Genomic DNA, 21721 nt, shown 5'->3' with positions numbered 1-21721 from the left:
GACCGAGGGGCCGCCGACGGAGAGGCCCACCGGCGGAGAGGCCCGTCCACGCGAAGGCCCGTCCCGGTGCAGGCCCGTCGACAAGGACGCCCGGTTACGAAGAGGCCCGCGAACGAACCGGGAGGGCATCCCGGGTCGGTCGCGGGCCGTTTTCGGCGGGGCGGGTCAGGGGCGGGCGCCGTCCTTGGTGGTGTGCGCGGCGTTCCACGCGACCAGGTCGGCGGTCCGGTTCGTGATGATCCCGTCCACCCCCGCGTCGTTCAGCGCGGCCCACTCCCGCGGGTCGTCCGGGGTCCAGGCCAGCACCGCGATCCCGGCCGCGTGCAACTCGTGGACCACGTTCGGGCGTTGGGCCAGGCCGTGGTACGACGGGTTGTACGAGGTCAGCCGCAACTCCTTGGCCAGTGCGACCGGATCGGCGTCGAGCTGATCGCTGAGCAGGCCCAGCGGCAGCTCGGGGGCGAGCTCGCGGGTCAGCCGCAACGACTCCTGGTCGAAGCTCTGCACGAAGACCCGACCGGCCATCCCGGCGGTGCGTACCTCCTGGACGATCCGGGCGACCTCGTCGCGGGAGTGCGGATTCTTGATCTCCAGGAGCAGCCGTCCGCCGCGCGTGCGCAGGTCCGTGAGCTGTTCGCGCAGCGTCATCACGCGGGTGCCGGCGAACTTCGGCTTGAACCAGGCCCCGGCGTCCAGCGTGGCCAGGTGAGAGGACGTCAGATCGCGGATCGCGCCCTTGCCGTTGGTGGTTCGATCCACGGTGGCGTCGTGCATGATGTGCGGCACGCCGTCCGTGCTGGGCTGCACGTCGTTCTCGATCCAGTCCGCCCCCGCGTTCCGGGCCGCCTCTTGCGAGGGCATCGTGTTCTCCGGCGCCACCGTCGGCGCGCCCCGATGCGCGAAGACGGTGATCCGGGTGCCTGGGGCGCGGATATAGCTGCGCCCGTCGATCGGCGACGTGCCCCGCCGGGTGTCCAGCGTCTCCGACGGCGGGTGCGCGGCGGCGGCCTGGGGCGGCTCGGGGGCCCTGAGCGCACTGCTGGACAGCGAGGACTTCGCGGTGGCGTCGTGGACGTCCGCCGGGGCCAGGCACTGTGCGCAGCCGAACACGATGCCCAGGCCGGCCAGCAGGCCGGCGATCCGCCGTTTGGCACGGTGGGGCCGGGACCGAGGTGGGCGCTCGGGTTGGTCAAGGAGCATTCCGGCATCGTAGAAGCAATCTCGAGCTGCCATTCGAATTCGATCACGACGGCGTGTGAACGCCCGGCCATCACGACATGTGATGCTCGACATGCGGACCGTGACGAACGGTGTGAGAGTGGACGAGACCGACCATCGGTTCTCCGTAGGAGGAAACGGCCATGGCCAAGCAGAAGTCGAAACCCCACCTGCAGAACAAGAACTCGCTGTTCGTCGAAGCCGAGCGTGCGGACTCCGCAGCGGCGCCGGCAGCGGAGGCGACGGACACCCTCGAGTCCCCCAAGGCCGCCCGGCGCGGCAAGAGCGACCGGCCCAAGGGCCGCCCGAGGCGCTGACGGCTCGGCGTCCCCGGACGTCGAGCAGCGGACCTCGCGGAAGCCCGGGGGAGGGGCGTGACGGTGACACCGCCCCGCCCGGTGCGCGCCCGTAGGCCCCGTCGACCCCATGTCGACGGGGCCGTCGGCGTGACCGGGCGCCGCCGGGCACCGATCGGGTCGGCGCCGGGCGCGGGCGGGTCGGCGTGGCCTGCCGGCTACGGGCGGGTCGGCCCGTATACCCGACCGGTCCTGGTGGACACGCTGCCGAACAGGCCGCGCGGGGTGAGCTTGGCCAGCCCGACCACCGCCTTGTAGCGCAGATCCGGCACGCTGACGGTCTTGCCCACCGCGAGGTCGCGGATCGCGGCGGCCACCACCCGATCGGCGTCCAACCACATCCAGTTGGGGATGTTGGATGTGCCCATCCCGGCCCGCAGGTGGAACTCGGTGCGTACGAAGCCCGGACACAGGGCCATCAACCGCACACCGCTGCCCGCCAGTTCGCGGGCGGCGCCCTCGGTGAAGCTGACCACCCACGCCTTGCTCGCGCCGTAGGTGCCGCGGGGCAGGAAGGCCGCGACGGACGCCACGTTGACCACCCAGCCGCGACCGCGCTCACGCATCGCCGCACTCGCCGCGGTGGTTAGCCGCAACACCGCCTCGCAGTGCACCTTGAGCATGCGCACCTCGTCCGCCGTGGAGGCGTCCAGGAAGCCGCCCCGGTTGCCGAAGCCGGCGTTGTTGACCAACACGTCCACCGGCGCGAACCGATCGGCCAGCCGCGCCTCGACGGCCGCGATCCCCTCGTCCAGGGACAGATCCGCGGCCAACACCTCCACCGTGACGCCGTGTTCCTCGCGCAGATCGCGGGCGCACTGCGCCAATCGCTCCTCGTCCCGCGCGACCAGGACGAGGGCGTGCCCTTCGTGGGCGAGCCGTCGGGCGAACGCGGCGCCGAGGCCCGAGGTGGCGCCGGTGATCAGTGAGGTCGTCATGCCACCCAGCGTAGTAACCGGACCGATGCCGGCCGGCGCCCCCGGTGCACCGGCCGGCTCGGCGCGGGGCCGACGCGGGGGCCGATGCGGAGCCGGCTCGGGGACGTACCGGGTATGCGGGGCCACACGGGGACATGCGCGGGCGTGTCGAAGGCACGCCCCCCGGACCCGGCCGGCTGGAACAATGACGCGGGGGCGGATCCCGGAAGGAAGTACGCGATGGCGGCTGCGGTGCGCAAGATCGGTGGACACGTGCCGCCCGCCCGGGGGACGCGACCGCGCAATCGTCGCGCGCTGATCCTGGCCGCCGCGGCCGACCTGTTCTACCGCCGGGGCTATGCGGACGTGGGCATGAGCGACATCGCCGACGCCGTGGGCATGGGGCCCTCCGCGCTGTACCGGCACTTCCGCAGCAAGCAGCACCTGCTCATGCAGGTCGTGCTCGACGGGGTCGCGCCGGTGCGCGACGCGCTGGCCCGCAGCGCGGTCGAGGACCCGGACACGGTGCTGCGCGCGGTGGTCGCGGCCACCCTCGACCACCGTGAGGTCGGCGTGTTGTGGCAGCGTGAGGGTCGGCTGCTGCCCGCGGCCGAGCGGGCCGAGGTGCGGCGCGAGATCCGCGCGGTCACCGCGGTGGTCGCCGAGCTGATCCAAGACGCCCGCCCGGAGTTGTCCCCCGGGCAGGCCGAACTGCTCGCGTGGTGCGGCCTGGGGGTACTGCTCAGCCCCTCCTTTCACCGGATCGAGCTACCCCGTCCGGAGTACGTGCGGCTGCTCGTGGAGTTGGGCCGGGCCGCGGTCACCGCGCGGCCCGCCGAACTGGTGCCGATCGCGCGCTCGCCGGCGCGGCCGACCGGGATCGTGCTGCGCTCCCGGCGCGAGGCGCTGCTGGGCGCGGCCGTACGGATGTTCGCGGAGCAGGGGTATGCCGGGGTGGCCATCGAGGACATCGGCGCGGCGGCGGGGATCGCCGGCCCCAGCGTGTACAACCACTTCGAGAGCAAGGCGGACCTGCTCTCGGCGGCGGTGACCCGGGGCGTCGAGTGGTTGTCGATGGACATGACCCGCGCGCTGGCCGGCGCCGAGGACGACGAGGGCGCGCTGCGGGTACTGCTGTGGTCGTACATCCGGTTCGCGGCCGAGTACAGCGACCTGGTCACACTGCTCCTCGCGGAGGTGTCGCACCTGCCGACGCAGGCTCGGCATCGGGCCCGGCAGGCGCAGGTGGACCACCTCATGGAGTGGGCGCACCTGCTGTGCGCGGTACGACCGGAGTACGGCGCGGCGCAGGCCCGGATCCGGGTGCACGCGGCGTTGACCGCGATCAACGACGTGGCCCGCACGCGTCATCTGCGGGACACCGCCGGGGTGGCGCCCACCCTCGCGGCGGTGGCCGGCGCGGTGCTCGGACTGGATCCGGTCGGGTAGTCGAACCCGTCGGTCAGTGCTCGCACTCGACCCAGCCCCGAGTGCCGTCGGTGTAGGTCTGTTGCTTCCAGATCGGTACCTCGTGCTTGATCCGCTCGACCAGTTCACGGCACGCGGCGAAGGCCTGCGCGCGGTGCGCCGTGGCCACCGCCACCGCGATCGCGGTGTCCCCGACCACGAGGTCGCCGACCCGGTGCAGCGCGGCGACGGCCAGGATGTCCGGGTCCTCGGCGGCGAGGCGCTCGGCCACCTCGCGGAGCCGGTCGACGGCCGACGGATGGGCGGAGTAGGACAGTGCGCGCACGGCGCGGCCCGCGTCGTGGTCGCGCACCGTGCCGACGAACACCGAGGTGCCGCCGGCCGCCGGGTGGGCGACCGCGGCGAGCACCTCGTCGACGCTCGGCGCGGAGTCGCGGATCGCGCACAGGCGCACAACCGGCGCGGCGGGTGCGGTCGAGGACGGCCGGCGTACGGCTTCGGCGGTCATCGGGTCAGCCGCCGATCGCGGACATCGGGCGGTCCGGGGCGAGGAAGCCGGGCGTGTCGATGCCGTGCCCCGGGCCCTTGCCGAACAGCGCGATCCGCCACGCCGAGGCGATCTCGGCGTCGTCCGCGCCCGAGCGCAGCAGGGTGCGCAGATCGGACTCGTCACGGGCGAACAGGCACGTGCGCAACTGCCCGTCGGAGGTGAGCCGGACCCGGTCGCACGCGCCGCAGAACGGCCGGGTCACGCTCGCGATCACCCCGACGGTGGCGGCGCCGCCGTCGACGTGCCACTCCTCGGCGGGCGCGGACGCGTCGTCGCGCGGGACGGCGGTGAGCGTGAAGCGCGCGGCCAGCCGCTCCAGTACCTCGGCCGCGGTGACCATCAGGTCGCGATCCCACGCGCCCTGCGGGTCCAGCGGCATCTGCTCGATGAAGCGCAGCCGGTAGCCGTGCTCGATCGCCCACTCGAGCATCGGCACGATCTCGTCGTCGTTGATCCCGCGCACCGGCACCGTGTTGACCTTGACCGGCGCGAGGCCGGCCGCGCGCGCCGCGCGCAGTCCGGCGAACACGTCCTCGATTCGGTCCCGGCGGGTGAGCAGCGCGAACCGTTCGGGTCGCAGGGTGTCCAGGCTGACGTTGACCCGGCGCAGTCCCGCCGCACGCAGCGCGGGCGCCAGTGCGGCCAGCCGGATGCCGTTGGTGGTCAGCGACAACTCGGGGGCTCGGTCCAGGCCGGCCAGGTCGGCGATCAGCGCGGGCAGGTCCGGCCGCAGCAGCGGCTCGCCGCCGGTGAGCCGGACGGTGCGGATACCGAGGCGGTCCACCGCGATCCGGACCAGGCGGGTGGTCTCCGCCCGGGTGAGCAATTCGCCGGCGGGCAGCCAGGGCAGACCCTCGGCGGGCATGCAGTAGGTACAGCGCAGGTTGCACCGGTCGGTCAGGGACACACGCAGGTCGGTGTGCGCCCGACCGAACCGGTCGAGCAGCGGGGCGGGCGGCGCGATGGGGTGGGACATGCCCGTCAGTAGAGCCGTCCGTGCCGCCCACGGTCCACGGGTGGAACGTACGAGAGGCGGCCGGCGACGCCGCGCGCGGCCTGGTGGATTCGTCCGAAGGCGCGGTCCGTGGCGGTCCGGCGTGCCGGGTACGGTCGGGCGCGGGCGGGTGCGGCCCGGTTCGGCGTCGAGGACGGCTCAGTGGGCGGGCATCGCCTCGGGGTCCGGCTCGGTCCCGCCCAGGCGTTGACCCAGGCGGGACGCGATCTCCTGCATCCGGGTGGTCATCCAGTGCTCCTCCATCGCCCGGATCCGGCCCTCGGGTCCGGACACGGACAGCGCGGTCGCGGTCGGCGCGCCCGGCACCACCACCGCGACGCAGCGCACGCCCAGTTCCTGCTCCTGGTCGTCGACCGCGTAGCCCTGCGCCCGGATCAGCGGGAACTGGGCGAGCAGCGCGGCCGGATCGGTGACCGTGTGCTCGGTGTGCGAGGCCAGCGGCCGACCGCCGAGGACACGTGCGGCGTCCGCCTCGGGCAGGTGGGCGAGCAGGACCTTGCCGACCGCGGTGCAGTGCGGTTGGACCCGGCGGCCGACCTCGGTGAACATCCGCATCGAGTGCCGGCTGGGCACCTGGCCGACGTAGACCACCTCGCCCGCCTCCAGCACCGCGAGGTTGGCGGTCTCGCCGGTGGTCTCCATCAGTTCGGCCAGGTACGGCCGGGCCCAACTGCCGAGCAGTCGGCCCGCGGTCTCGCCCAGTCGGATCAGCCGCGGGCCGAGCGTGTATCGCCGCGACGCGTCCTGGCGCAGATAACCCAGCGACACGAGCGTGCGTACGAGGCGGTGGATCGTGGGCATGGGCAATCCTGAACGCGCGGCGAGCTCGCTGAGCGTCAGCACCCCGCCCGCGTCGGCGAGCAGTTCGAGGAGGTCGAACGCGCGTTCCAGCGACTGGACACCACCGCTCGCGCCGTTGGCTGTGCCGTTGGTGCTCGAGTTGACTGCGGCCACGGCGTGATCCTCCGTCGAGAATTTATTCAACAAGTTGTTGAACTTCCGTTTCCCGGAAACTAATGTCCACTCTACAAAAGAGCGTCGACGGCGAAGGAGAGCCACCCATGAGTGCACCGGCCATCGTGGTCAAGCACAGCACAGTGACCGGCGGCTCCGTGCCGCGAGCGGACGAAGTGCTCACCACCGACGCGCTGCGCTTCGTGGCGAGCCTGCAACGCCGATTCGGCGGCCGTCGCGACGCACTGCTGAACCTGCGCCGGACCCGACGCGAGGAGATCGCCCGCACCGGCCGGCTCGACTTCCTGCCGGAGACCGCCGACGTACGCGCCGCCGACTGGCGGGTGGCCGAAGCGCCGCCCGCACTGCGCGACCGACGGGTGGAGATCACCGGTCCGGCCGATCGCAAGATGACGATCAACGCGCTCAACTCCGGCGCGAAGATCTGGCTCGCCGACTTCGAGGACGCCTCGGCGCCGACCTGGCACAACGTCGTCGCCCACCAACTCAACCTGATCGACGCCTACGACCGGCGGATCGACTTCTCCACCGCCGAGGGCAAGACGTACGCGCTGCGCCCGGACGACGAGTTGGCCACCGTGGTGATGCGCCCGCGCGGCTGGCACCTGGACGAGCGGCACATCCTGGTCGACGGCGTCCCGGCGGCCGGCGCGCTGGTCGACTTCGGGCTCTACTTCTTCCACAACGCGGCCCGCCTGCTCGACCGGGGCCTGGGCCCGTACTTCTACCTGCCCAAGATCGAGAGCCATCTCGAAGCCCGGTTGTGGAACGACGTGTTCCGGCACGCGCAGGACCTGCTGGACATCCCGCGCGGCACGATCCGCGCGACCGTGCTGATCGAGACGATCACGGCCGCGTTCGAGATGGACGAGATCCTCTACGAACTGCGCGAGCACGCGTCGGGCCTGAACGCGGGCCGTTGGGACTACCTGTTCAGCATCGTGAAGAACTTCCGCGACGCGGGCGACGCGTTCGTGCTGCCGGACCGCAACGTGGTCACCATGACCGCGCCGTTCATGCGCGCGTACACCGACCTGCTGGTGCGCACGTGCCACCGGCGCGGCGCGCACGCGATCGGCGGGATGGCCGCGGTGATTCCCTCGCGACGCGACGCGGTGGCCAACGCGGCGGCGCTGGCGAAGGTGCGCGACGACAAGGACCGTGAGGCCGGGGACGGCTTCGACGGGTCCTGGGTGGCCCACCCGGACCTGGTGCCGGTCTGCCGCGAGGCGTTCGACACGGTGCTCGGCGAGCGGTCGAACCAGATCGAACGCACCCGGGACGACGTCGAGGTGACGGCGGATCAGCTCCTGGACGTGGCGTCCGCGGACGGGTCGCCGACCAACGCCGGGCTGCACGCGGCGGTCGGCGTCGGGCTGCGCTACCTGGAGGCGTGGCTGCGCGGATACGGCGCGGTCGCCGTCTTCGGCCTGATGGAGGACGTGGCGACCGCGGAGATCTCCCGGTCCCAGGTGTGGCAGTGGATCAACAACGGTGTGGTGCTCGCGGACACCGGCGACAAGGTGACCTCGGACCTGGTCCGGCGTCTGGTCGTCGAGGAACTGGGCGCGCTGCGCGAGGACATCGACGACGACAGGTTCGAGGCGGGCCGCTGGACGGACGCGCGCGACCTGTTCCTCAAGGTGGCCCTCGCCGACGAGTTCGTCGAATTCCTCACCCTGCCGGGATGCGAACTCCTGGACTGAGTCGAGCCGTTCGCACATCCCCCACAAGCGCGGAACGGCCGGGCCCACCCCGGCGGTCGTGGGGCGCGTCCAATCGGGCGGGCCCGGTCGTTCCGCATCTTCATCTTCTTCATCTTCTTCTCGGGATACCTCGGCGACGGCGAAACCTCGTCGCCTGCGTCTGCGGCGCCGAGCGCCGCCGACGGTTCTCGCGCGGGCATCGAACAGGAGGCAGCACATGGCACGGATGTTCCTCAACGGCCAGGCGATGGAGGGTGGTCCGTTCCACCACCACCTGGAGGGTGCGCCGCTGGTCGCCAAGACCCGTACCGCGCCCGGTTATCGCTTCTTCTCGATCGGCGACCGCTGCCCGGGCCTGCTGCCCGATCCGGCGAGCGAGGCGCAGATCGCGGGCGAGGTGTACGAGGTCCCGGACGAGGTGCTGCGCGACAACCTGCTGCCCACCGAGCCAGCCGAGCTGGAGTTCGGGATCATCAAGCTCGAGGACGGTTCGGCCTGCTTCTCGATGATCCTGCGCCGCGGCGAGTCGGAGTCGGGCAGGCACAAGGAGATCACCGAGTTCGGCGGCTGGCGGGCGTATCTGCGGACGCTGGGGCGCGACGCGTAGCGGTTCCCGGCTCCCGAGGTGTCGGGACGGCGGGCGGCAGGTGACGGGCGGGTCCGATCCAGGTCGGACCCGCCCGTTTCGCGTGCCCCGGGAGCCCGTCGGTCGGCGGTGCCGAATCCCGACAATCAGGGCCCATATGATCATGGCATGACTGCCGCGAACCCGGCCCTGGCCGCCCTCCTCGACCGCGCCGACGAGAGCGGGACCGATCCCGCCGACCTGCTTGCCGCGATCGTGGCCGGCGGCGTGGTGGTCCCGATCGACGATGACGAGTCGGTGGTCTTCATCCACGGGCAGGACGGCCGACCGTGGCTGCCCGCCTTCGTCGACGCGGCCACGTGCGCCCGGGACGTCCCGCACGCGCGGGCCTACCTGTGCGACGCGGCGCGCCTGGTCGACATCGCCGGGCGCACCGGGGTGCGCACCATGACCGTGGCCTCCGCCACCCGGTGCGCGACCGTACCGCTGGCCCTGGTCGCGAAGGCCGCGACGACGCGCGACTGACGGCGACACCCGGGACCGGGACCACGGCGGATCGACCGGACCGGCCGATTGCCCGGACACGCCGAAACGCGGCCGAAGTCCGGTGGACCTTCGGCCGCGTGACGGTGTGTCAGGGATTCCCGTCGGCTGCTACTCGGCGCGCAGGCGGGCCGCCGCGTGGGCCACGTTGCGGGCGATCTGCTCCTCGTCGACTCGGGACAGGTGTCCCTGTTCGACCACCTCGCGGCCGTTCACCAGCAGCAGGGTCAGCGGTGCCGCCGCGCCCAGGACCAGGGCCGCGACCGGGTCGGCGATGCCCGCGTGCAGGACGTCGTCCACGCGCCACATGGCCAGGTCGGCGAGCTTGCCGGGTTCCAGCGAACCGATCTCGCGTTCGCGGCCGAGCACCTTCGCGCCGCCCATCGTGCCCAGCCGCAACGACTGGCGGGCCGTCATCGCCGCCGGGCCGCGGCGCAGTCGGGCGATCAGCAGCGCGTTGCGCAGCTCCGTACCCAGCTCGCCCGACTCGTTGGAGGCGGTGCCGTCGACGCCCAGGCCGACCGGGACGCCGGCGGCCAGCATCTCCGGAACGCGTGCGATGCCCGCGGCGAGGCGCGCGTTGGAGGACGGGCAGTGCGCCACGCCGGTGCCGGTGGCGGCGAACTTGGTGATGTCCGAGTCGTTCATGTGTACGCAGTGCGCCATCCACACGTCCTCGCCCAACCAGCCGACGCTTTCCAGGTAGTCGGTGGGGCCCATGCCGAACTTCTCGTGGCAGAAGTCCTCCTCCTCCACCGTCTCCGAGCCGTGGGTGTGCAGTCGCACACCCTTGGCGCGGGCCAACTCGGCGGCGCCACGCAGGAGTTCGGGAGTGACGGAGAAGGGCGAGCAGGGCGCGGCGGTGATCCGCACCATCGAGTCGAAGGACGGGTCGTGCCAGGTGTCGATCGCCTCGGCGGTCGCGGCCAGCGCGGCGTCGGTGTCCTCGACGCACGCGTCCGGCGGCAGCCCGCCCTGCGACTCGCCCAGGTCCATCGAGCCCCGGGTGGGCTGGAAACGCATGCCCAGTTCGGCCAGCGCGCGGATCTCCGCGCCCAGGATGTCGCCGCCGTCCTTGGGGAAGACGTACGCGTGATCGGTGGAGGTGGTGCACCCCGAGCGCAGCAGCGCGGCGGCCGAGCCCTGCGCGGCGGCGTAACACATCTCGTCGTCGATCTTCGCCCAGGTGGGGTAGAGCGTCACGAGCCAGTCGAAGAGGTTGCACTCCTGGGCCAGGCCGCGGGTGATCCACTGGTAGAAGTGGTGGTGCGTGTTGACCAGTCCCGGGGTGACCAGGTGGCCCGTGCCGTCGATCCGGCGGACGACGCGTTCCAGGCCGGCCGGGGCGGCACCCGCGCCGACCGACTCGATCCGGTTGCCCGCGACCACGATGTGGCCCGAGGTGTACTCGGTGTCCCGCGCGTCGACGGTCGCGATCGCGCAGTTCTCGATCACGATGCGCCCGGAACCGGCGACGTGGGCGGAGCCCGCCACGGAGGGGGCGGAGCCGGCGGAGTTCTGCGCGGTGTTTCCTACAGACATGGGCAGTCCCTTGCGGCAGCGGTCCAATGTACGAACGAACCGCCGTCTGGTCCTGCGCGCGGGCCCCGGAGGCGGGACGGCGGATGAAGAATCCTCCGGGGGTTATGCCCGACGATCGAGGTCAGTCCACCGGAATCAGCGGAATGACACCCTCGCGGTGCACGGTGCCCTCGATCAGACCGTAGGGCCGGTCGGCGGCGTAGTACACCTCCTTGTCGTTCTTGACGCCCATCCGATCCATGTCGACCTGGAAGTGGTGCTTGTTCGGCAGCGACAGCCGAACCTCGTCCACCTCGTGTCGATGGGTCAGCACCCGGTTCGCCATCGCGTACAGGGACTGCTGGAGCGAGTAGGAGTACGTCTCGGCGAAGGACTCCAGCAGGTGCCGGCGGACCTGGGCGTACGAGCGCTCCCAGTTCGGTTCGCTCGCGCCGTCGGCCGCGTCGAAGGAGAACCGCCAGAGCGCGGTGACCTGGGTGGCCAGGATCCGGTCGTACGCCTCCTGGAGGGTGGTGTACCGATCCTTGATGTAGCCCCAGAACTCGGAGGCCGTCGTGTTCATCACGACCAGGTCCTTGAGTCCGGAGATCACCCGGACCCGGCCGTGCTCCCAGACGATCTCGGTGGTCCGGGTCTCGCCGCCGTCCCGGACGAACGAGTGGTGGATCTCGTCCGCGCCGACGAAGCGATTGCGCGCCTCGGCGGCGGGGACGCGGTTCCAGGGGTACTCCTCGATCCGCACCCGGGCCCGGGTGATCGAGGGCTGCGACTCGACGAAGTGCCGGGCCAGGCGTATGCCGTAGGCCTCGGCCGAGTCGATGCCGTGCTCGCGCGCGAACGCGAACACGGTGTTCTTCATGGTGTCCGTGGGCAGCACGTTGCCGTTGCCGCCGGTGAAGTGGGTGTCGGACAACTCGCCCGACAGCGCGACGCTGACGTTGAGGTCCTTGACCTCGTGCCGTTCGGTGTCGCGGCGGACCCGGACCACGCGGGTCTCCGCCTTTCCGTACTGATTCTGGCCGAGCACCATCGGCATGCCTGTCAGCTCCCTCGATAGACGGAATATCCGTACGGGTTGAGCAAAAGCGGTACGTGGTAATGCGTTCCGGGGTCGGCGGTGAAGACCACCCGGACCTCCGGGAAGAACGGCGTCTCGCCGCGCGCGCGGCGGTACGCGGCGACGTCGAAGACCAGTCGTACGTCGACCGGGCCGGCGGCGGGATCCACGCCCAGCGGCGGCAGATCCGGGCAGCGTCCGTCGGCGTCGGTCGCCGAGTTGCCCAGTACGGTCCACGTCCCGTCGGCCTCGCGCCGGGACAACTCGACCGGCACGTCCGGCGCCGGCCGGCCCTCGCTGGTGTCCAGGATGTGGGTGGAGATCACGCGGAGATCAGCCCTTCCAGGCGCAGGCGGTTGATCTTCCGCAGTTCCTCGCGGGTGACCTCCCACTCGGACGCCGGGTCGTTGTCGAGTCGGTGTCGCAGTTCGGCGAGCATCTCCGCGGCGCTGCGACCGCTCGCGCAGATCAGGAAGACCCGGCCGAACCGCTGTTCGTACGCGATGTTCCCGGCCCGCAGGTCGGCCAACACCGTGTCACCCGCCCGGTGTACCCCGGACTGCTCGCGCGTCGACTGCGGATCGTCGTGGCGCGGGCGGCCGATCACGGCGTGACCGTCGATCGCCTCCTGGAGATCGTCGGCGGTCAGGATCGCGACCGCCTCGTCGGATCTCGCGTACAACTTCTCCGGGTCGCCATAGGGCCGGGCCGTGAGCAGCGCGCCGATCCAGGCACGACTCGCGCAGACCTCACCGAGCAGTCGGATCGCCTCTTCGGCGGACGCGGCGTCGAACCTGTCGAGTCCTGGCGCTGATGACATGTCGGGAACCTCCTCACTCGGCGGGCATGCCCGTCCAGAGCCATGCGCCGCGTCCGAGCGAATACCCCGACGCGGCGATGGCCGGAACGCTAGGCGCTCCGAAACTCCCGCGTCAACAGTTTGTTGAAGTCGATCACCGTGGTGAATACAACGTGACCCGCCGGAAACGCGGCTCGCGGAAGTGCTCGCGTGGGGGAGGCACTTCCTTTCCGGGCGCGGCGGCGCTCGCCCTCGCGCGGGTCGGCGCCGGTCGGGGTGGGTCGCGGGTCGGTGCCGGGTCGGGGTACGTCCGAGGGGGCCGGGTTCAGCCTCGGGATTCGCGGTTGAGGTAGTTGTAGACGGTGAAGCGGCTCACGCCCAGGGCCGCGGCCACGGTCTCGACGCCGTGGCGGATGGTGAAGGCGCCGCGTTGTTCGAGGGTGCGGACCACGCGCTGTTTGGCCTCGCGGTCGAGGTCGGCCAGCGGGCCGTACTGGCGTTCCGCGTCGCCGAGGAGGCGGTCGAGGGCGGTGCCGAGGCCGGGGAGGCGGACGGCGACGGCCGGTTCGCCCTCCCAGTCCAGCACGACGTCCTCGGGGCCGGCCTCGTCCGGGGTGACGAATTGCGCGCCTATCGCGGTCACCAGCGGCTTGATCGCGGCGGCCAGCGGGTGTTCGGCGGGGCTCACGCGGGGCCTCCCGGCGCCGTCGGCACGGTGGTGACCTGTACCGAGATCCGAGTCGCGCCGACCTCGAGCGCGCCTCGGTAGACCTTGTCGAGCGCGGCGAGGACCACGTCGGCCTCGCCCTCGGCGGTCGTGCCGAAGGGGCCGACCTCCACGTCGAGGCCCGCTTCGTCGAGGATCCGGCGGGCCTCCAGGGCGTGGGCCGGCACGCCGTCCAGGTCGAACGGCTCGGTCGAGAACTCAATCCGCAATCGCACGCTCGAACCCTAGCGCCCGGCTCCGGAACCTCGCCGGGCCCGCGCCGCGGGCCGGCGATTCGTCGTGTGGGGGTGCGGATGTCAGGTGGGTGCCCCATGCCGGAGCTCGGCCGACGGAGTGCGACCGGCGGAGTTCGGCGGGGGTGGGGCCGGCCTGGGGTGGGGGCTGGTCGGCGGGGCGCGCGTGGGTCAGACTGCGGCGGCCACCCTTGACAAACTGTTGAAGGCGCGTGGCATCATTCCGGTGAGCAGAATCTTACTTCCGCATTGTGGAACCGACGTGGAAGAGGTGATCCCGTGAGCGCTCGTGATCTGCGCTTCGACATCAATCTCTCGATCCTCTTCACCGAACTCCCGCTTCTCGAGCGGCCCGCTGCCGCCGCCGAGGCCGGCTTCGCCGAGATCGAGCTGTGGTGGCCCTTCGGCGGCCCGACCCCCGCCGACGCCGAGCTGGACACGCTCGCCCGAGCGATCCGCGACGCCGGCGTCGACCTGGTCGGCCTGAACTTCGACGCGGGTGACATGCCCGCCGGCGACCGCGGCCTGCTGTCCCAGCCGGCCGAATCGGCGCGCTTCCGGGACAACATCGCCGCGGCGACCGGCTTCGCCGAGAGCCTGGGCTGCCGCGCGCTGAACGCGCTGTACGGCAACCGCGAGGACGGTGTGGACCCGCGGGTCCAGGACGAACTCGCTCTGGAGAACCTGGCCCTGGCAGCCCGGGCCGCGCACGGCATCGGCGCGATCGTGCTGATCGAGGCGCTCAACACGCCGGAGAACGCGCGGTATCCGCTGACCACCGCCGCCGAAGCGGTGGCGGTGGTGGACAAGGTCAACGCCGAGACCGGCCTGGGCAACGCGACCTTCCTGTGCGACCTGTACCACCTCGACCGCAACGGCGAGGACCTCACCGCCGTGATCGACACGTACGCCGACCGGTTCGGCCACGTACAGATCGCCGACACCCCCGGACGGGGGCAACCGGGCACCGGCGGGCTGGACTTCGAAGACCTGTTCCGCCGACTCGTCGCCGCCGGGTACACCGGGCGCGTCGGCCTCGAATACAAGCCCGTCGGCCCGAGCGCGGACAGCTTCGGCTGGCTTCCGCGCGAGCTGCGCGACACCAAGGGAGGGGCCGGATGACCGGCGCGAGCAAGAGGATCGGTTTCGTCGGTCTCGGCATCATGGGCGGTCCGATGGCCGCCCACCTGGTCCGGGCCGGCCACGAGGTGACCGGGTTCAACCTGGAACGGGACGCCATCGACCGGCTGATCGCGGCCGGCGGCAAGGGCGCGGCGAACATCGCCGAGGCGGTGCGCGACGCGGACGTGGTGATCACCATGGTCCCGGCCGATCCGCACGTCGAGAAGGTGATGTTCGGCGACGGCGGCGTGTTGGACACGGTCAAGCCCGGCACCCTGGTGATCGACATGAGTTCGATCAAGCCCGGCACCTCGATCGCGGTGGCCAAGGCCGGCGCCGAGCACAAGCTGCGAGTGCTGGACGCCCCGGTCAGCGGCGGCGAGGCGGGCGCGATCGAGGCGGTGCTCTCCATCATGGTCGGCGGTGCGGCGGCGGACTTCGCCGCCGCGCTGCCCCTGTTCGAGGTGCTCGGCAAGACCATCGTGCACGTCGGCCCGCACGGCGCGGGCCAGACGGTCAAGGCGGCCAACCAGCTCATCGTCGCGGGCAACATCCAACTCGTCGCCGAGGCACTGCTGTTCCTCGAACGTGCCGGGGTGGACACCGAGGCGGGCCTGAAGGTGCTCGCCGGCGGCCTGGCCGGCAGCACGGTCCTGGACCGCAAGGCCCGGGTGATGCGCGACCGCGACTTCAAGCCCGGGTTCCGGATCGACCTGCACCACAAGGACATGGGCATCGTCACCGAGTCGGCCCGCGAGTTCGACCTCGTGCTGCCGCTCGCCGGTTTGACCGCGCAACTCGTCGCGTCGCTGCGCGCCCAGGGCGGCGGCGGGCTGGACCACTCCGGTCTGCTGCTCGGCCTGGAAAGGCTCAACGGCATTCCCGCGCAAGGCGGTTCCGGCCCAGGCGGTTCCGGCCAAGGCAGTTCCGAGCGAGGCAGTTCGAAGCAGGGAGACAACTGATGGCACCCCGTCGAGTTCCGGTCATGAACGCCGTCGTCGAGGTGCTCAGGTCCGAAGGCGTGGACACCGCGTTCGGCTGTCCCGGCGCGGCGATCCTGCCGCTGTACCAGGCGCTGGAAACGGTCGGCGGCATCGAGCACCTGATCGTCCGGCACGAAGAGGGCGCGACCCACATGGCCGACGGCTGGGCCCGTACGAACGGCGGGGTCGGCGTCGCGATCGGCACCTCCGGTCCGGCCGGCACCAACATGATCACCGGCCTGTACACCGCGCTCGCCGACTCCATTCCGATCGTGTGCATCACCGGCCAGGCCGTCTCCAGCAAGCTGCACCAGGAGGCGTTCCAGGCGGTCGACATCGTCGAGATCGCCAAGCCGGTGACCAAGTGGTCCGTGCAGGTCAAGGAGGCCGCACAGGCGCCGTGGATCTTCCGCGAGGCGTTCCGGCTGGCCCGCTCCGGCCGGCCCGGCCCGGTGCTGATCGACCTGCCGCTGGACGTGCAGAAGCAGGAGATCTGGTGGGACTCCGAGGTGGACGCGCCGCTGCCGGTGAGCGAGGTGCTCCCGCACCAGCCGCGCGTGGACGCCGCCCTGGACCTGCTGCTCGCCGCCGAGCGTCCGCTGCTGCTCTCCGGTGGCGGCGTGATCATCGGCGAGGCGCACGAGGAGCTCGTCGAGCTGGCCGAACTGCTTCAGATCCCGGTGCAGGTCACCCTGATGGGCAAGGGCTCGATCGACGAGAACCACGCGCTCTACAGCGGGATGACCGGCGTGCAGACCTCGCAGCGCTACGGGAACGCGTCGTTCCTGGAGTCCGACCTGGTGCTCGCGCTCGGCGCGCGCTTCGGCGACCGGCACACCGGCACGCTGGACGTCTACCGGGGCACCCGCAAGTTCATCCACGTGGACATCGAGCCGACCCAGATCGGCAAGGTCTTCGAACCGGACCTGGGCATCGTCTCGGATACCCGGCACTTCCTCCAGGCGATCCTGGCCACCGCGAAGGAGCGGGGCATCCGCCGCGAGGCGGGCGCGTGGGTGGCCCGGATCCGGGAGTTGCGCGCGACGCTGACCCGGCGCGAGGACTTCGACAGCGTGCCGATCAAGGCGCCGCGGGTGTACAAGGAGATCAACGAGGTCTTCGACGAGGACACCTACTTCGTCACCGCGATCGGCCTCTACCAGATCTGGGGCGGCCAGCACCAGAAGGCCTACAAGCCGCGCCACTACCAGGTCTGCGGCCAGGCCGGCCCGCTCGGCTGGGAGATCCCGGCGGCGATCGGCGTCAAGAAGGCGCTCAAGCACAGCGACCCGGACGCCGAGGTGGTCGGCATCGTCGGCGACTACGGCTTCCAGTACCTGGTCGAGGAGCTCGCGGTGGCGGCGCAGTACAACGTGCCGTTCGTGATCATCATGATCAACAACGAGTACCTCGGGCTGATCCGCCAGGCGTCGATCCCGTACGAGATGAACTTCCAGGTCGACATCCACTACGACGAGGTCGGCACCGACAACGTCAAGTTGATGGAGGCGTACGGCTGCTCGGGCAAGCGGGTGGTGGAGCCGGACGACATCCGGTCCACCATGGAATGGGCCCGCAAGGAGGCGCAGCGCACCTCGCGCCCGGTCCTGGTGGAGATCATGATCGAGCGCGAGGCGAACACGCCGCACGGGCCGGCGATCGACGCGGTCAAGGAGTTCGAGCCGGTTCCGTAGCCGGTCCGCGGCCCGTGGTCGGCCGCGCGGCCGACCACGGGTGACCGGGCGGGGCGTACCCGCTCGTCAGGTCCGGAGCGGGGCGGGTCGAGTCGTCCGACCCTCCCAGGGGCCCGCCCCGCTCCCCTTGATTCCGCCCGGTGACGCTGATCCCACTCGTGGTGTCGCGCCCGCGTCACCGGGCGGTTGCCACCCGCTCGCACGCGTCGAGTCGTGCCCGCGTCGGACCGTCGAGCACGCGTGGTGTCGCGCCCGCGTCGGACCGTCGCCACCCCCTGTCGATCTCGCCGAGAGCGGCAGCCACGTAGTTGACTGTGCCTCGGCACGGTGTCCGATCAGTCGGCTCCGCGCCGACCCCGGACATCCCCTCCGGCAGCCCACCCGAAGGAGCAGCGCATGGGACCGGTCGTCGTCCTGGCCCCCGACAAGTTCAAGGGGACCCTGACCGCCGTGCAGGCCGCGGTCAGGATCGGTGCCGGGATCCGGCGGGCCCGTCCGGACGCGGACGTGCGCGTGTTGCCGATCGCCGACGGCGGCGAGGGCACCGTGGACGCCGCGGTGGCCGCCGGCTTCGCGCGCATCCCGGTACGGGTCACCGGCCCCACCGGGCGGCCGGTGGGCGCGGCGCTCGCCGTGCGCGGCCAAACCGCGGTGGTCGAGTTGGCCGAATCCTCGGGGCTCGCGCTGCTCCCGGACGGGCCCGCGCCGCTGACGGCGGACACCACCGGGGTGGGCGAGCTGATCGGCCGGGCGCTGGAGCTGGGTTGCACCCGGATCGTGCTCGGCCTGGGCGGCAGCGCCTCCACCGACGGCGGCTCCGGGCTGGCTCGCGCGCTGGGCGTACGGCTGCTGGACGCGGCGGGGGAGGAACTGCCCCGGGGCGGGGCCGCGCTGCTGCGGCTGGACCGGATCGAGCGCGGCGACCTGACGACCCGGCTGGCCGGCGTCGAGGTGGTGATCGCCTCGGACGTGGACAATCCGCTGCTGGGCCCCAAGGGGGCCGCGGCGGTGTACGGGCCGCAGAAGGGCGCCTCGCCGGACGAGGTTCGGCTTCTGGACTCGGCGCTCGCGCGCTGGGCCGAGGTGGTCGCGCCCGAACTGGCCGAGGTGCCCGGGGCGGGTGCCGCGGGTGGGGCCGGGTTCGGCGCGCTGGCGCTGCTCGGCGCGAGCGTCCGGCCCGGCATCGGCCTGCTGCTCGAACTCCTGGGCTTCGACGAACTGCTCGACGGGGCGGATCTCGTGGTCACCGGAGAGGGCAGCCTGGACCGGCAGACCCTGCACGGCAAGGCACCGGCCGGGGTCGCGGTCGCCGCCCGGGAACGGGGTGTACCCGTGGCGGTGGTGTGCGGCCGCGTCGAGCTGAGCGGGGTTCAACTCGACGCGGCCGGCATCGTGGCGGCCTACGCGCTGGTCGATCTCGGCGCCGACAGCATGACCCGCGCCGGCGAACTGGCCGAGGACGCGGGCGAACGCCTGGCCCGAGACCTGCTCACGGGCCCGGCCGACGGGGTCGACCCGGGCGGCCGGTCCGCATCGCACGACCCGACCGCATCGCATCACCCGACCGACTCGCCGGACCGGACCGGTTCGACGGATCGGCCCGGTTCGACCGACCGGATCGGCTCGGCCCATCCCGTGGACCCGGAGGACGCGTCGTGACCCACACCCCCACCCTCGTACTGCGCTCGCGCCGCGTGTTCACCCCGGCCGGCGAGCTTCCGGCCGACGTGATCGTGGCCGGCGGCCGGATCGCCGACGTGGCGCCGTATCGCAGCGCCGCCGGCGCGCCGGTCGAGGATCTGGGCGAACTCGCCCTGCTGCCGGGCCTGGTGGACACCCACGTACACATCAACGAGCCGGGCCGCACCGCGTGGGAGGGCTTCACGAGCGCGACCCGGGCGGCGGCGGCCGGTGGCGTCACCACCTTGATCGACATGCCGCTGAACTCGATTCCGGCCACCGTCACGCTCGACGCGCTGCGGGTCAAGCAGGAGGTCGCGCGCGGTCGGGTATACGTGGACGTGGGCTTCTGGGGCGGCGCGATCCCGGGCAACACCGACGAGCTGGAACCGCTGTACCGGGCGGGCGTGTACGGGTTCAAGAGTTTCCTCGCGCCCTCCGGTGTGGACGAGTTCCCGCACGTGAACGCGGCCGAGTTGGCCGAGGCGCTGACCGAGCAGGCGCGGCTGGACGCCCTGGCGATCATCCACGCCGAGGCGCCGCACGTGCTGGACGCGGCGCCGCAGGTGCCCGGCCGGGCGTACGCCGACTTCCTCGCGTCCCGGCCGGACGCGGCCGAGACGGTCGCGGTCGAGCAGTTGCTCGACATCGCCAAGCGCACCGGCGCACGCGTGCACGTCCTGCACGTGTCCTCGGCGCGGGTGTTGCCGCTCCTGGACGCCGCCCGCGCGGACGGGATCGCGGTCACCGCCGAGACCTGCCCGCACTATCTGACCCTGGTCGCCGAGGGTGTTCCGGCGGGCGACACCGCGTTCAAGTGTTGCCCGCCGATCCGCTCCCGGGACAACCGCGACCGGCTGTGGCGCGGGATCGAGGCGGGCTCGTTCGCCGCCGTGGTCTCCGACCACTCGCCGTGCACCGCCGATCTCAAGCGGCTGGACGTGGGCGACTTCGCCGCCGCGTGGGGCGGGATCGCGTCGTTGCAACTGGGCCTGGCCACGGTCTGGACCGAGGCCAGGGCACGCGGCTTCGAACTGGCCGACGTGGTCGCGCTGATGGCGGCCGGCCCGGCCCGGTTGGTGGGTCTGGCCCGCAAGGGCGCGATCGCACCGGGATACGACGCCGACCTGGTCGCGTTCGACCCGGACGCGGTGTTCACCGTGGACCCGGCCGGGCTGCACCACCGCAACCCGGTCACCCCGTACGCGGGCCGCGCGCTCACCGGCACGGTGCGCACCACGTGGCTCGCGGGCGCGCCGGTGGACGTGCACGGAAGCCCGCGCGGGCGGCTCCTGGACCGGACGGAGACCGCCACGTGATCACCCCGGGAATGCGCCGGTTGCGCGGCCACGGCCCGCCCCCTCGTCCCGAGTTGTAGCCGAGTAGCCGTCGACCTCCCTTCCGGACGAGGAGATCAGCCGATGACCGCCGATTTCACCGAATACGTCAACCTCGCCTCGCGCGCCCTCGGGGCGGGCGTGGTGGCCGCCAACGACGAGTGGTTCGCCGAGAAGGAGAACCTGCTCAAGGCCGAGCCGCCGGTCTTCGTACCGCACACGTTCGGCCCCAAGGGCCAGATCATGGACGGCTGGGAGACCCGCCGCCGGCGCGGCTCCTCGGCCGAGCACCCGCATCCCGAACCGGACGCGCACGACTGGGCGATCGTCCGGCTCGGCGTGCCCGGTGTGCTGCGCGGGATCGTGGTGGACACCGCGTTCTTCACCGGCAACTACCCGCCGAGCGGTTCGGTGGAGGCCGCGTCCGTGCCCGGCACACCCTCGGTCGAGGAACTGCTCGACCCGGCGGTGCGGTGGACCACGATCGTCGCGCGCACCGACCTCAAGGGCGACACGGCACACCCGTTCACCGTCACCTCCGGGCAGCGGTTCACCCATGTGCGGCTGAACATCTTCCCCGACGGCGGGGTGGCCCGGCTGCGTGTGTACGGCGAGGCGGTGCCGGATCCGGCCTGGCTGGACGGGCTCACGGTGGACCTCGCGGCGCAGGAGTACGGCGCGCTGGCCGAGGCGGCCAGCGACCGCTACTTCTCCTCGCCGCACAACCTCAACGCGCCGGGCCGCTCGCGGGTGATGGGCGAGGGCTGGGAGACCCGGCGCCGACGGGACGACGGACACGACTGGGTGCGGGTACGCCTGGTCGAGCAGGCGGAGATCCTGGCCGCCGAGATCGACATCGACAACTACCTCGGCAACGCGCCGGGTTGGGTCGCCCTGATGGGCAGCGACGCGAGCGTGGACCCGGACGCCTGGTTCGAACTGCTGCCGCGCACCCGGGTGCAGCCGGACACCCGGCACCGGTTCCGGCTCACCGACGTACCGCCCGTGACGCACGTGCGCATCGAGGTCTTCCCGGACGGCGGGGTGGCCCGACTGCGCCTGCCGGGACGGCTGACCGAGGCCGGTCTGACGGCCCTGCGAAACCGTTTCGGATCCTCGGAGCGGCAGCGGACGTTCGCACGCACCGAGGGCCCGCGACAGCCGGCCCTCGGTGCACCCACTCTCGGTGCACCCACTCTCGGAAAGACCGGCGCCGCCATTCCCCGGAATAGCTGACAGGGAGTCAACTCTGC

At 72.0% G+C, this 21721-nt stretch carries 22 protein-coding genes; 11 read left to right on the top strand and 11 right to left on the bottom strand.

Features of this window, described 5'->3' with window-relative positions; all coding sequences use genetic code 11:
* Positions 1-165 precede the first annotated feature (165 nt).
* Positions 166-1200, bottom strand: a complete 1035-nt coding sequence (locus OG948_RS07925; RefSeq protein WP_406294970.1) for a glycerophosphodiester phosphodiesterase — start codon at positions 1198-1200, stop codon at positions 166-168.
* A 161-nt stretch (positions 1201-1361) separates the two neighbouring features.
* Here OG948_RS07925 and OG948_RS07920 point away from each other — a divergent pair, with 161 nt between their 5' ends.
* Complete coding sequence (locus tag OG948_RS07920; protein WP_406294968.1) at positions 1362-1535, top strand: hypothetical protein; 174 nt, start codon at positions 1362-1364, stop codon at positions 1533-1535.
* A gap of 197 nt (positions 1536-1732) precedes the next feature.
* Here the strand turns inward: OG948_RS07920 and OG948_RS07915 are convergent, their stop codons facing one another.
* Complete coding sequence (locus OG948_RS07915; protein WP_406294966.1) at positions 1733-2512, bottom strand: SDR family NAD(P)-dependent oxidoreductase; 780 nt, start codon at positions 2510-2512, stop codon at positions 1733-1735.
* A 219-nt stretch (positions 2513-2731) separates the two neighbouring features.
* Between OG948_RS07915 and OG948_RS07910 the strand changes: the two genes are divergently transcribed.
* On the top strand, positions 2732-3940 hold the full coding sequence (locus OG948_RS07910; RefSeq protein ID WP_406294964.1) for a TetR/AcrR family transcriptional regulator: 1209 nt from the start codon (positions 2732-2734) through the stop codon (positions 3938-3940).
* Between the two features lie 13 nt (positions 3941-3953).
* Here the strand turns inward: OG948_RS07910 and OG948_RS07905 are convergent, their stop codons facing one another.
* The 3 genes from OG948_RS07905 to OG948_RS07895 form a co-directional block, all read right to left on the bottom strand.
* Entirely contained in the window at positions 3954-4427 is a 474-nt protein-coding gene (locus OG948_RS07905; RefSeq protein WP_406294963.1) for a molybdenum cofactor biosynthesis protein MoaE, read from the bottom strand.
* A gap of 4 nt (positions 4428-4431) precedes the next feature.
* Positions 4432-5445: a GTP 3',8-cyclase MoaA gene (gene moaA, locus OG948_RS07900; RefSeq protein ID WP_406294961.1), complete on the bottom strand. Its 1014-nt coding sequence runs from the start codon at positions 5443-5445 to the stop codon at positions 4432-4434.
* 177 nt (positions 5446-5622) lie between these two features.
* On the bottom strand, positions 5623-6438 hold the full coding sequence (locus tag OG948_RS07895) for an IclR family transcriptional regulator (protein WP_406294959.1): 816 nt from the start codon (positions 6436-6438) through the stop codon (positions 5623-5625).
* Between the two features lie 107 nt (positions 6439-6545).
* Between OG948_RS07895 and aceB the strand changes: the two genes are divergently transcribed.
* The 3 genes from aceB (at position 6546) to OG948_RS07880 (ending at position 9276) form a co-directional block, all read left to right on the top strand.
* Complete coding sequence (aceB, locus tag OG948_RS07890) at positions 6546-8165, top strand: malate synthase A (protein WP_406294957.1); 1620 nt, start codon at positions 6546-6548, stop codon at positions 8163-8165.
* 217 nt (positions 8166-8382) lie between these two features.
* Positions 8383-8772: a gamma-glutamylcyclotransferase gene (locus tag OG948_RS07885; RefSeq protein ID WP_395863560.1), complete on the top strand. Its 390-nt coding sequence runs from the start codon at positions 8383-8385 to the stop codon at positions 8770-8772.
* Between the two features lie 147 nt (positions 8773-8919).
* The gene (locus tag OG948_RS07880; RefSeq protein WP_406294955.1) at positions 8920-9276 is read left to right on the top strand and encodes an SseB family protein; all 357 of its coding nucleotides are present in this window, start codon (positions 8920-8922) and stop codon (positions 9274-9276) included.
* Between the two features lie 129 nt (positions 9277-9405).
* On the opposite strand, the gene OG948_RS07875 is transcribed toward OG948_RS07880, so the two are convergent.
* The 6 genes from OG948_RS07875 to OG948_RS07850 form a co-directional block, all read right to left on the bottom strand.
* Positions 9406-10836, bottom strand: a complete 1431-nt coding sequence (locus OG948_RS07875; RefSeq protein ID WP_406294954.1) for an 8-oxoguanine deaminase — start codon at positions 10834-10836, stop codon at positions 9406-9408.
* A gap of 121 nt (positions 10837-10957) precedes the next feature.
* On the bottom strand, positions 10958-11872 hold the full coding sequence (gene pucL, locus OG948_RS07870; protein ID WP_406294952.1) for a factor-independent urate hydroxylase: 915 nt from the start codon (positions 11870-11872) through the stop codon (positions 10958-10960).
* Positions 11873-11877: 5 nt separating this feature from the next.
* Positions 11878-12219, bottom strand: a complete 342-nt coding sequence (gene uraH, locus OG948_RS07865; protein ID WP_406294951.1) for a hydroxyisourate hydrolase — start codon at positions 12217-12219, stop codon at positions 11878-11880.
* A complete protein-coding gene (uraD, locus tag OG948_RS07860) occupies positions 12216-12713 on the bottom strand; it encodes a 2-oxo-4-hydroxy-4-carboxy-5-ureidoimidazoline decarboxylase (protein WP_406294950.1) in 498 nt (165 codons plus the stop codon). Before uraD ends, uraH begins: the two co-directional genes overlap by 4 nt.
* Before the next feature lie 304 nt (positions 12714-13017).
* A complete protein-coding gene (locus OG948_RS07855; RefSeq protein WP_406294948.1) occupies positions 13018-13380 on the bottom strand; it encodes a helix-turn-helix domain-containing protein in 363 nt (120 codons plus the stop codon).
* Positions 13377-13634 (bottom strand): thiamine-binding protein, encoded by a 258-nt coding sequence (locus tag OG948_RS07850; RefSeq protein WP_406294946.1) that lies wholly within the window; start codon positions 13632-13634, stop codon positions 13377-13379. The genes OG948_RS07855 and OG948_RS07850 overlap by 4 nt, the downstream gene beginning before the upstream one ends.
* A 297-nt stretch (positions 13635-13931) precedes the next feature.
* Here OG948_RS07850 and OG948_RS07845 point away from each other — a divergent pair, with 297 nt between their 5' ends.
* The 6 genes from OG948_RS07845 to alc all read left to right on the top strand — a co-directional run bounded on the left by OG948_RS07845 (position 13932) and on the right by alc (position 21704).
* Positions 13932-14774 carry a TIM barrel protein gene (locus tag OG948_RS07845; protein WP_406294944.1) on the top strand — a complete coding sequence of 281 codons (843 nt, stop codon included), beginning with the start codon at positions 13932-13934 and terminating at the stop codon, positions 14772-14774.
* Positions 14771-15736 (top strand): 2-hydroxy-3-oxopropionate reductase, encoded by a 966-nt coding sequence (locus OG948_RS07840; RefSeq protein WP_406294942.1) that lies wholly within the window; start codon positions 14771-14773, stop codon positions 15734-15736. Before OG948_RS07845 ends, OG948_RS07840 begins: the two co-directional genes overlap by 4 nt.
* Positions 15736-17451: a glyoxylate carboligase gene (gene gcl, locus OG948_RS07835; RefSeq protein WP_406294941.1), complete on the top strand. Its 1716-nt coding sequence runs from the start codon at positions 15736-15738 to the stop codon at positions 17449-17451. Before OG948_RS07840 ends, gcl begins: the two co-directional genes overlap by 1 nt.
* 396 nt (positions 17452-17847) lie before the next feature.
* Positions 17848-19110 (top strand): glycerate kinase, encoded by a 1263-nt coding sequence (locus OG948_RS07830; protein WP_406294940.1) that lies wholly within the window; start codon positions 17848-17850, stop codon positions 19108-19110.
* Positions 19107-20450 (top strand): allantoinase AllB, encoded by a 1344-nt coding sequence (gene allB, locus OG948_RS07825; RefSeq protein ID WP_406294939.1) that lies wholly within the window; start codon positions 19107-19109, stop codon positions 20448-20450. The genes OG948_RS07830 and allB overlap by 4 nt, the downstream gene beginning before the upstream one ends.
* A 102-nt stretch (positions 20451-20552) precedes the next feature.
* On the top strand, positions 20553-21704 hold the full coding sequence (alc, locus tag OG948_RS07820; RefSeq protein ID WP_406294937.1) for an allantoicase: 1152 nt from the start codon (positions 20553-20555) through the stop codon (positions 21702-21704).
* Positions 21705-21721: the final 17 nt, after the last annotated feature.

The organism is Embleya sp. NBC_00888, from assembly GCF_045207655.1.
GTDB lineage: Bacteria > Actinomycetota > Actinomycetes > Streptomycetales > Streptomycetaceae > Embleya.
The sequence above is the reverse complement of the archived record's forward strand: the minus strand, read 5'-3'. Positions and strand labels throughout refer to the sequence as shown.

Bases quoted from the DNA above. Each gene is read 5' to 3' on its own strand.
- OG948_RS07925 (WP_406294970.1), bottom strand. From the start codon at position 1,200: ATGCTCCTTGACCAACCCGAGCGCCCACCTCGGTCCCGGCCCCACCGT.
- OG948_RS07920 (WP_406294968.1), top strand. From the start codon at position 1,362: ATGGCCAAGCAGAAGTCGAAACCCCACCTGCAGAACAAGAACTCGCTG.
- OG948_RS07915 (WP_406294966.1), bottom strand. From the start codon at position 2,512: ATGACGACCTCACTGATCACCGGCGCCACCTCGGGCCTCGGCGCCGCG.
- OG948_RS07910 (WP_406294964.1), top strand. From the start codon at position 2,732: ATGGCGGCTGCGGTGCGCAAGATCGGTGGACACGTGCCGCCCGCCCGG.
- OG948_RS07905 (WP_406294963.1), bottom strand. From the start codon at position 4,427: ATGACCGCCGAAGCCGTACGCCGGCCGTCCTCGACCGCACCCGCCGCG.
- moaA (WP_406294961.1), bottom strand. From the start codon at position 5,445: ATGTCCCACCCCATCGCGCCGCCCGCCCCGCTGCTCGACCGGTTCGGT.
- aceB (WP_406294957.1), top strand. From the start codon at position 6,546: ATGAGTGCACCGGCCATCGTGGTCAAGCACAGCACAGTGACCGGCGGC.
- OG948_RS07885 (WP_395863560.1), top strand. From the start codon at position 8,383: ATGGCACGGATGTTCCTCAACGGCCAGGCGATGGAGGGTGGTCCGTTC.
- OG948_RS07880 (WP_406294955.1), top strand. From the start codon at position 8,920: ATGACTGCCGCGAACCCGGCCCTGGCCGCCCTCCTCGACCGCGCCGAC.
- OG948_RS07875 (WP_406294954.1), bottom strand. From the start codon at position 10,836: ATGTCTGTAGGAAACACCGCGCAGAACTCCGCCGGCTCCGCCCCCTCC.
- pucL (WP_406294952.1), bottom strand. From the start codon at position 11,872: ATGCCGATGGTGCTCGGCCAGAATCAGTACGGAAAGGCGGAGACCCGC.
- uraD (WP_406294950.1), bottom strand. From the start codon at position 12,713: ATGTCATCAGCGCCAGGACTCGACAGGTTCGACGCCGCGTCCGCCGAA.
- OG948_RS07840 (WP_406294942.1), top strand. From the start codon at position 14,771: ATGACCGGCGCGAGCAAGAGGATCGGTTTCGTCGGTCTCGGCATCATG.
- gcl (WP_406294941.1), top strand. From the start codon at position 15,736: ATGGCACCCCGTCGAGTTCCGGTCATGAACGCCGTCGTCGAGGTGCTC.
- OG948_RS07830 (WP_406294940.1), top strand. From the start codon at position 17,848: ATGGGACCGGTCGTCGTCCTGGCCCCCGACAAGTTCAAGGGGACCCTG.
- alc (WP_406294937.1), top strand. From the start codon at position 20,553: ATGACCGCCGATTTCACCGAATACGTCAACCTCGCCTCGCGCGCCCTC.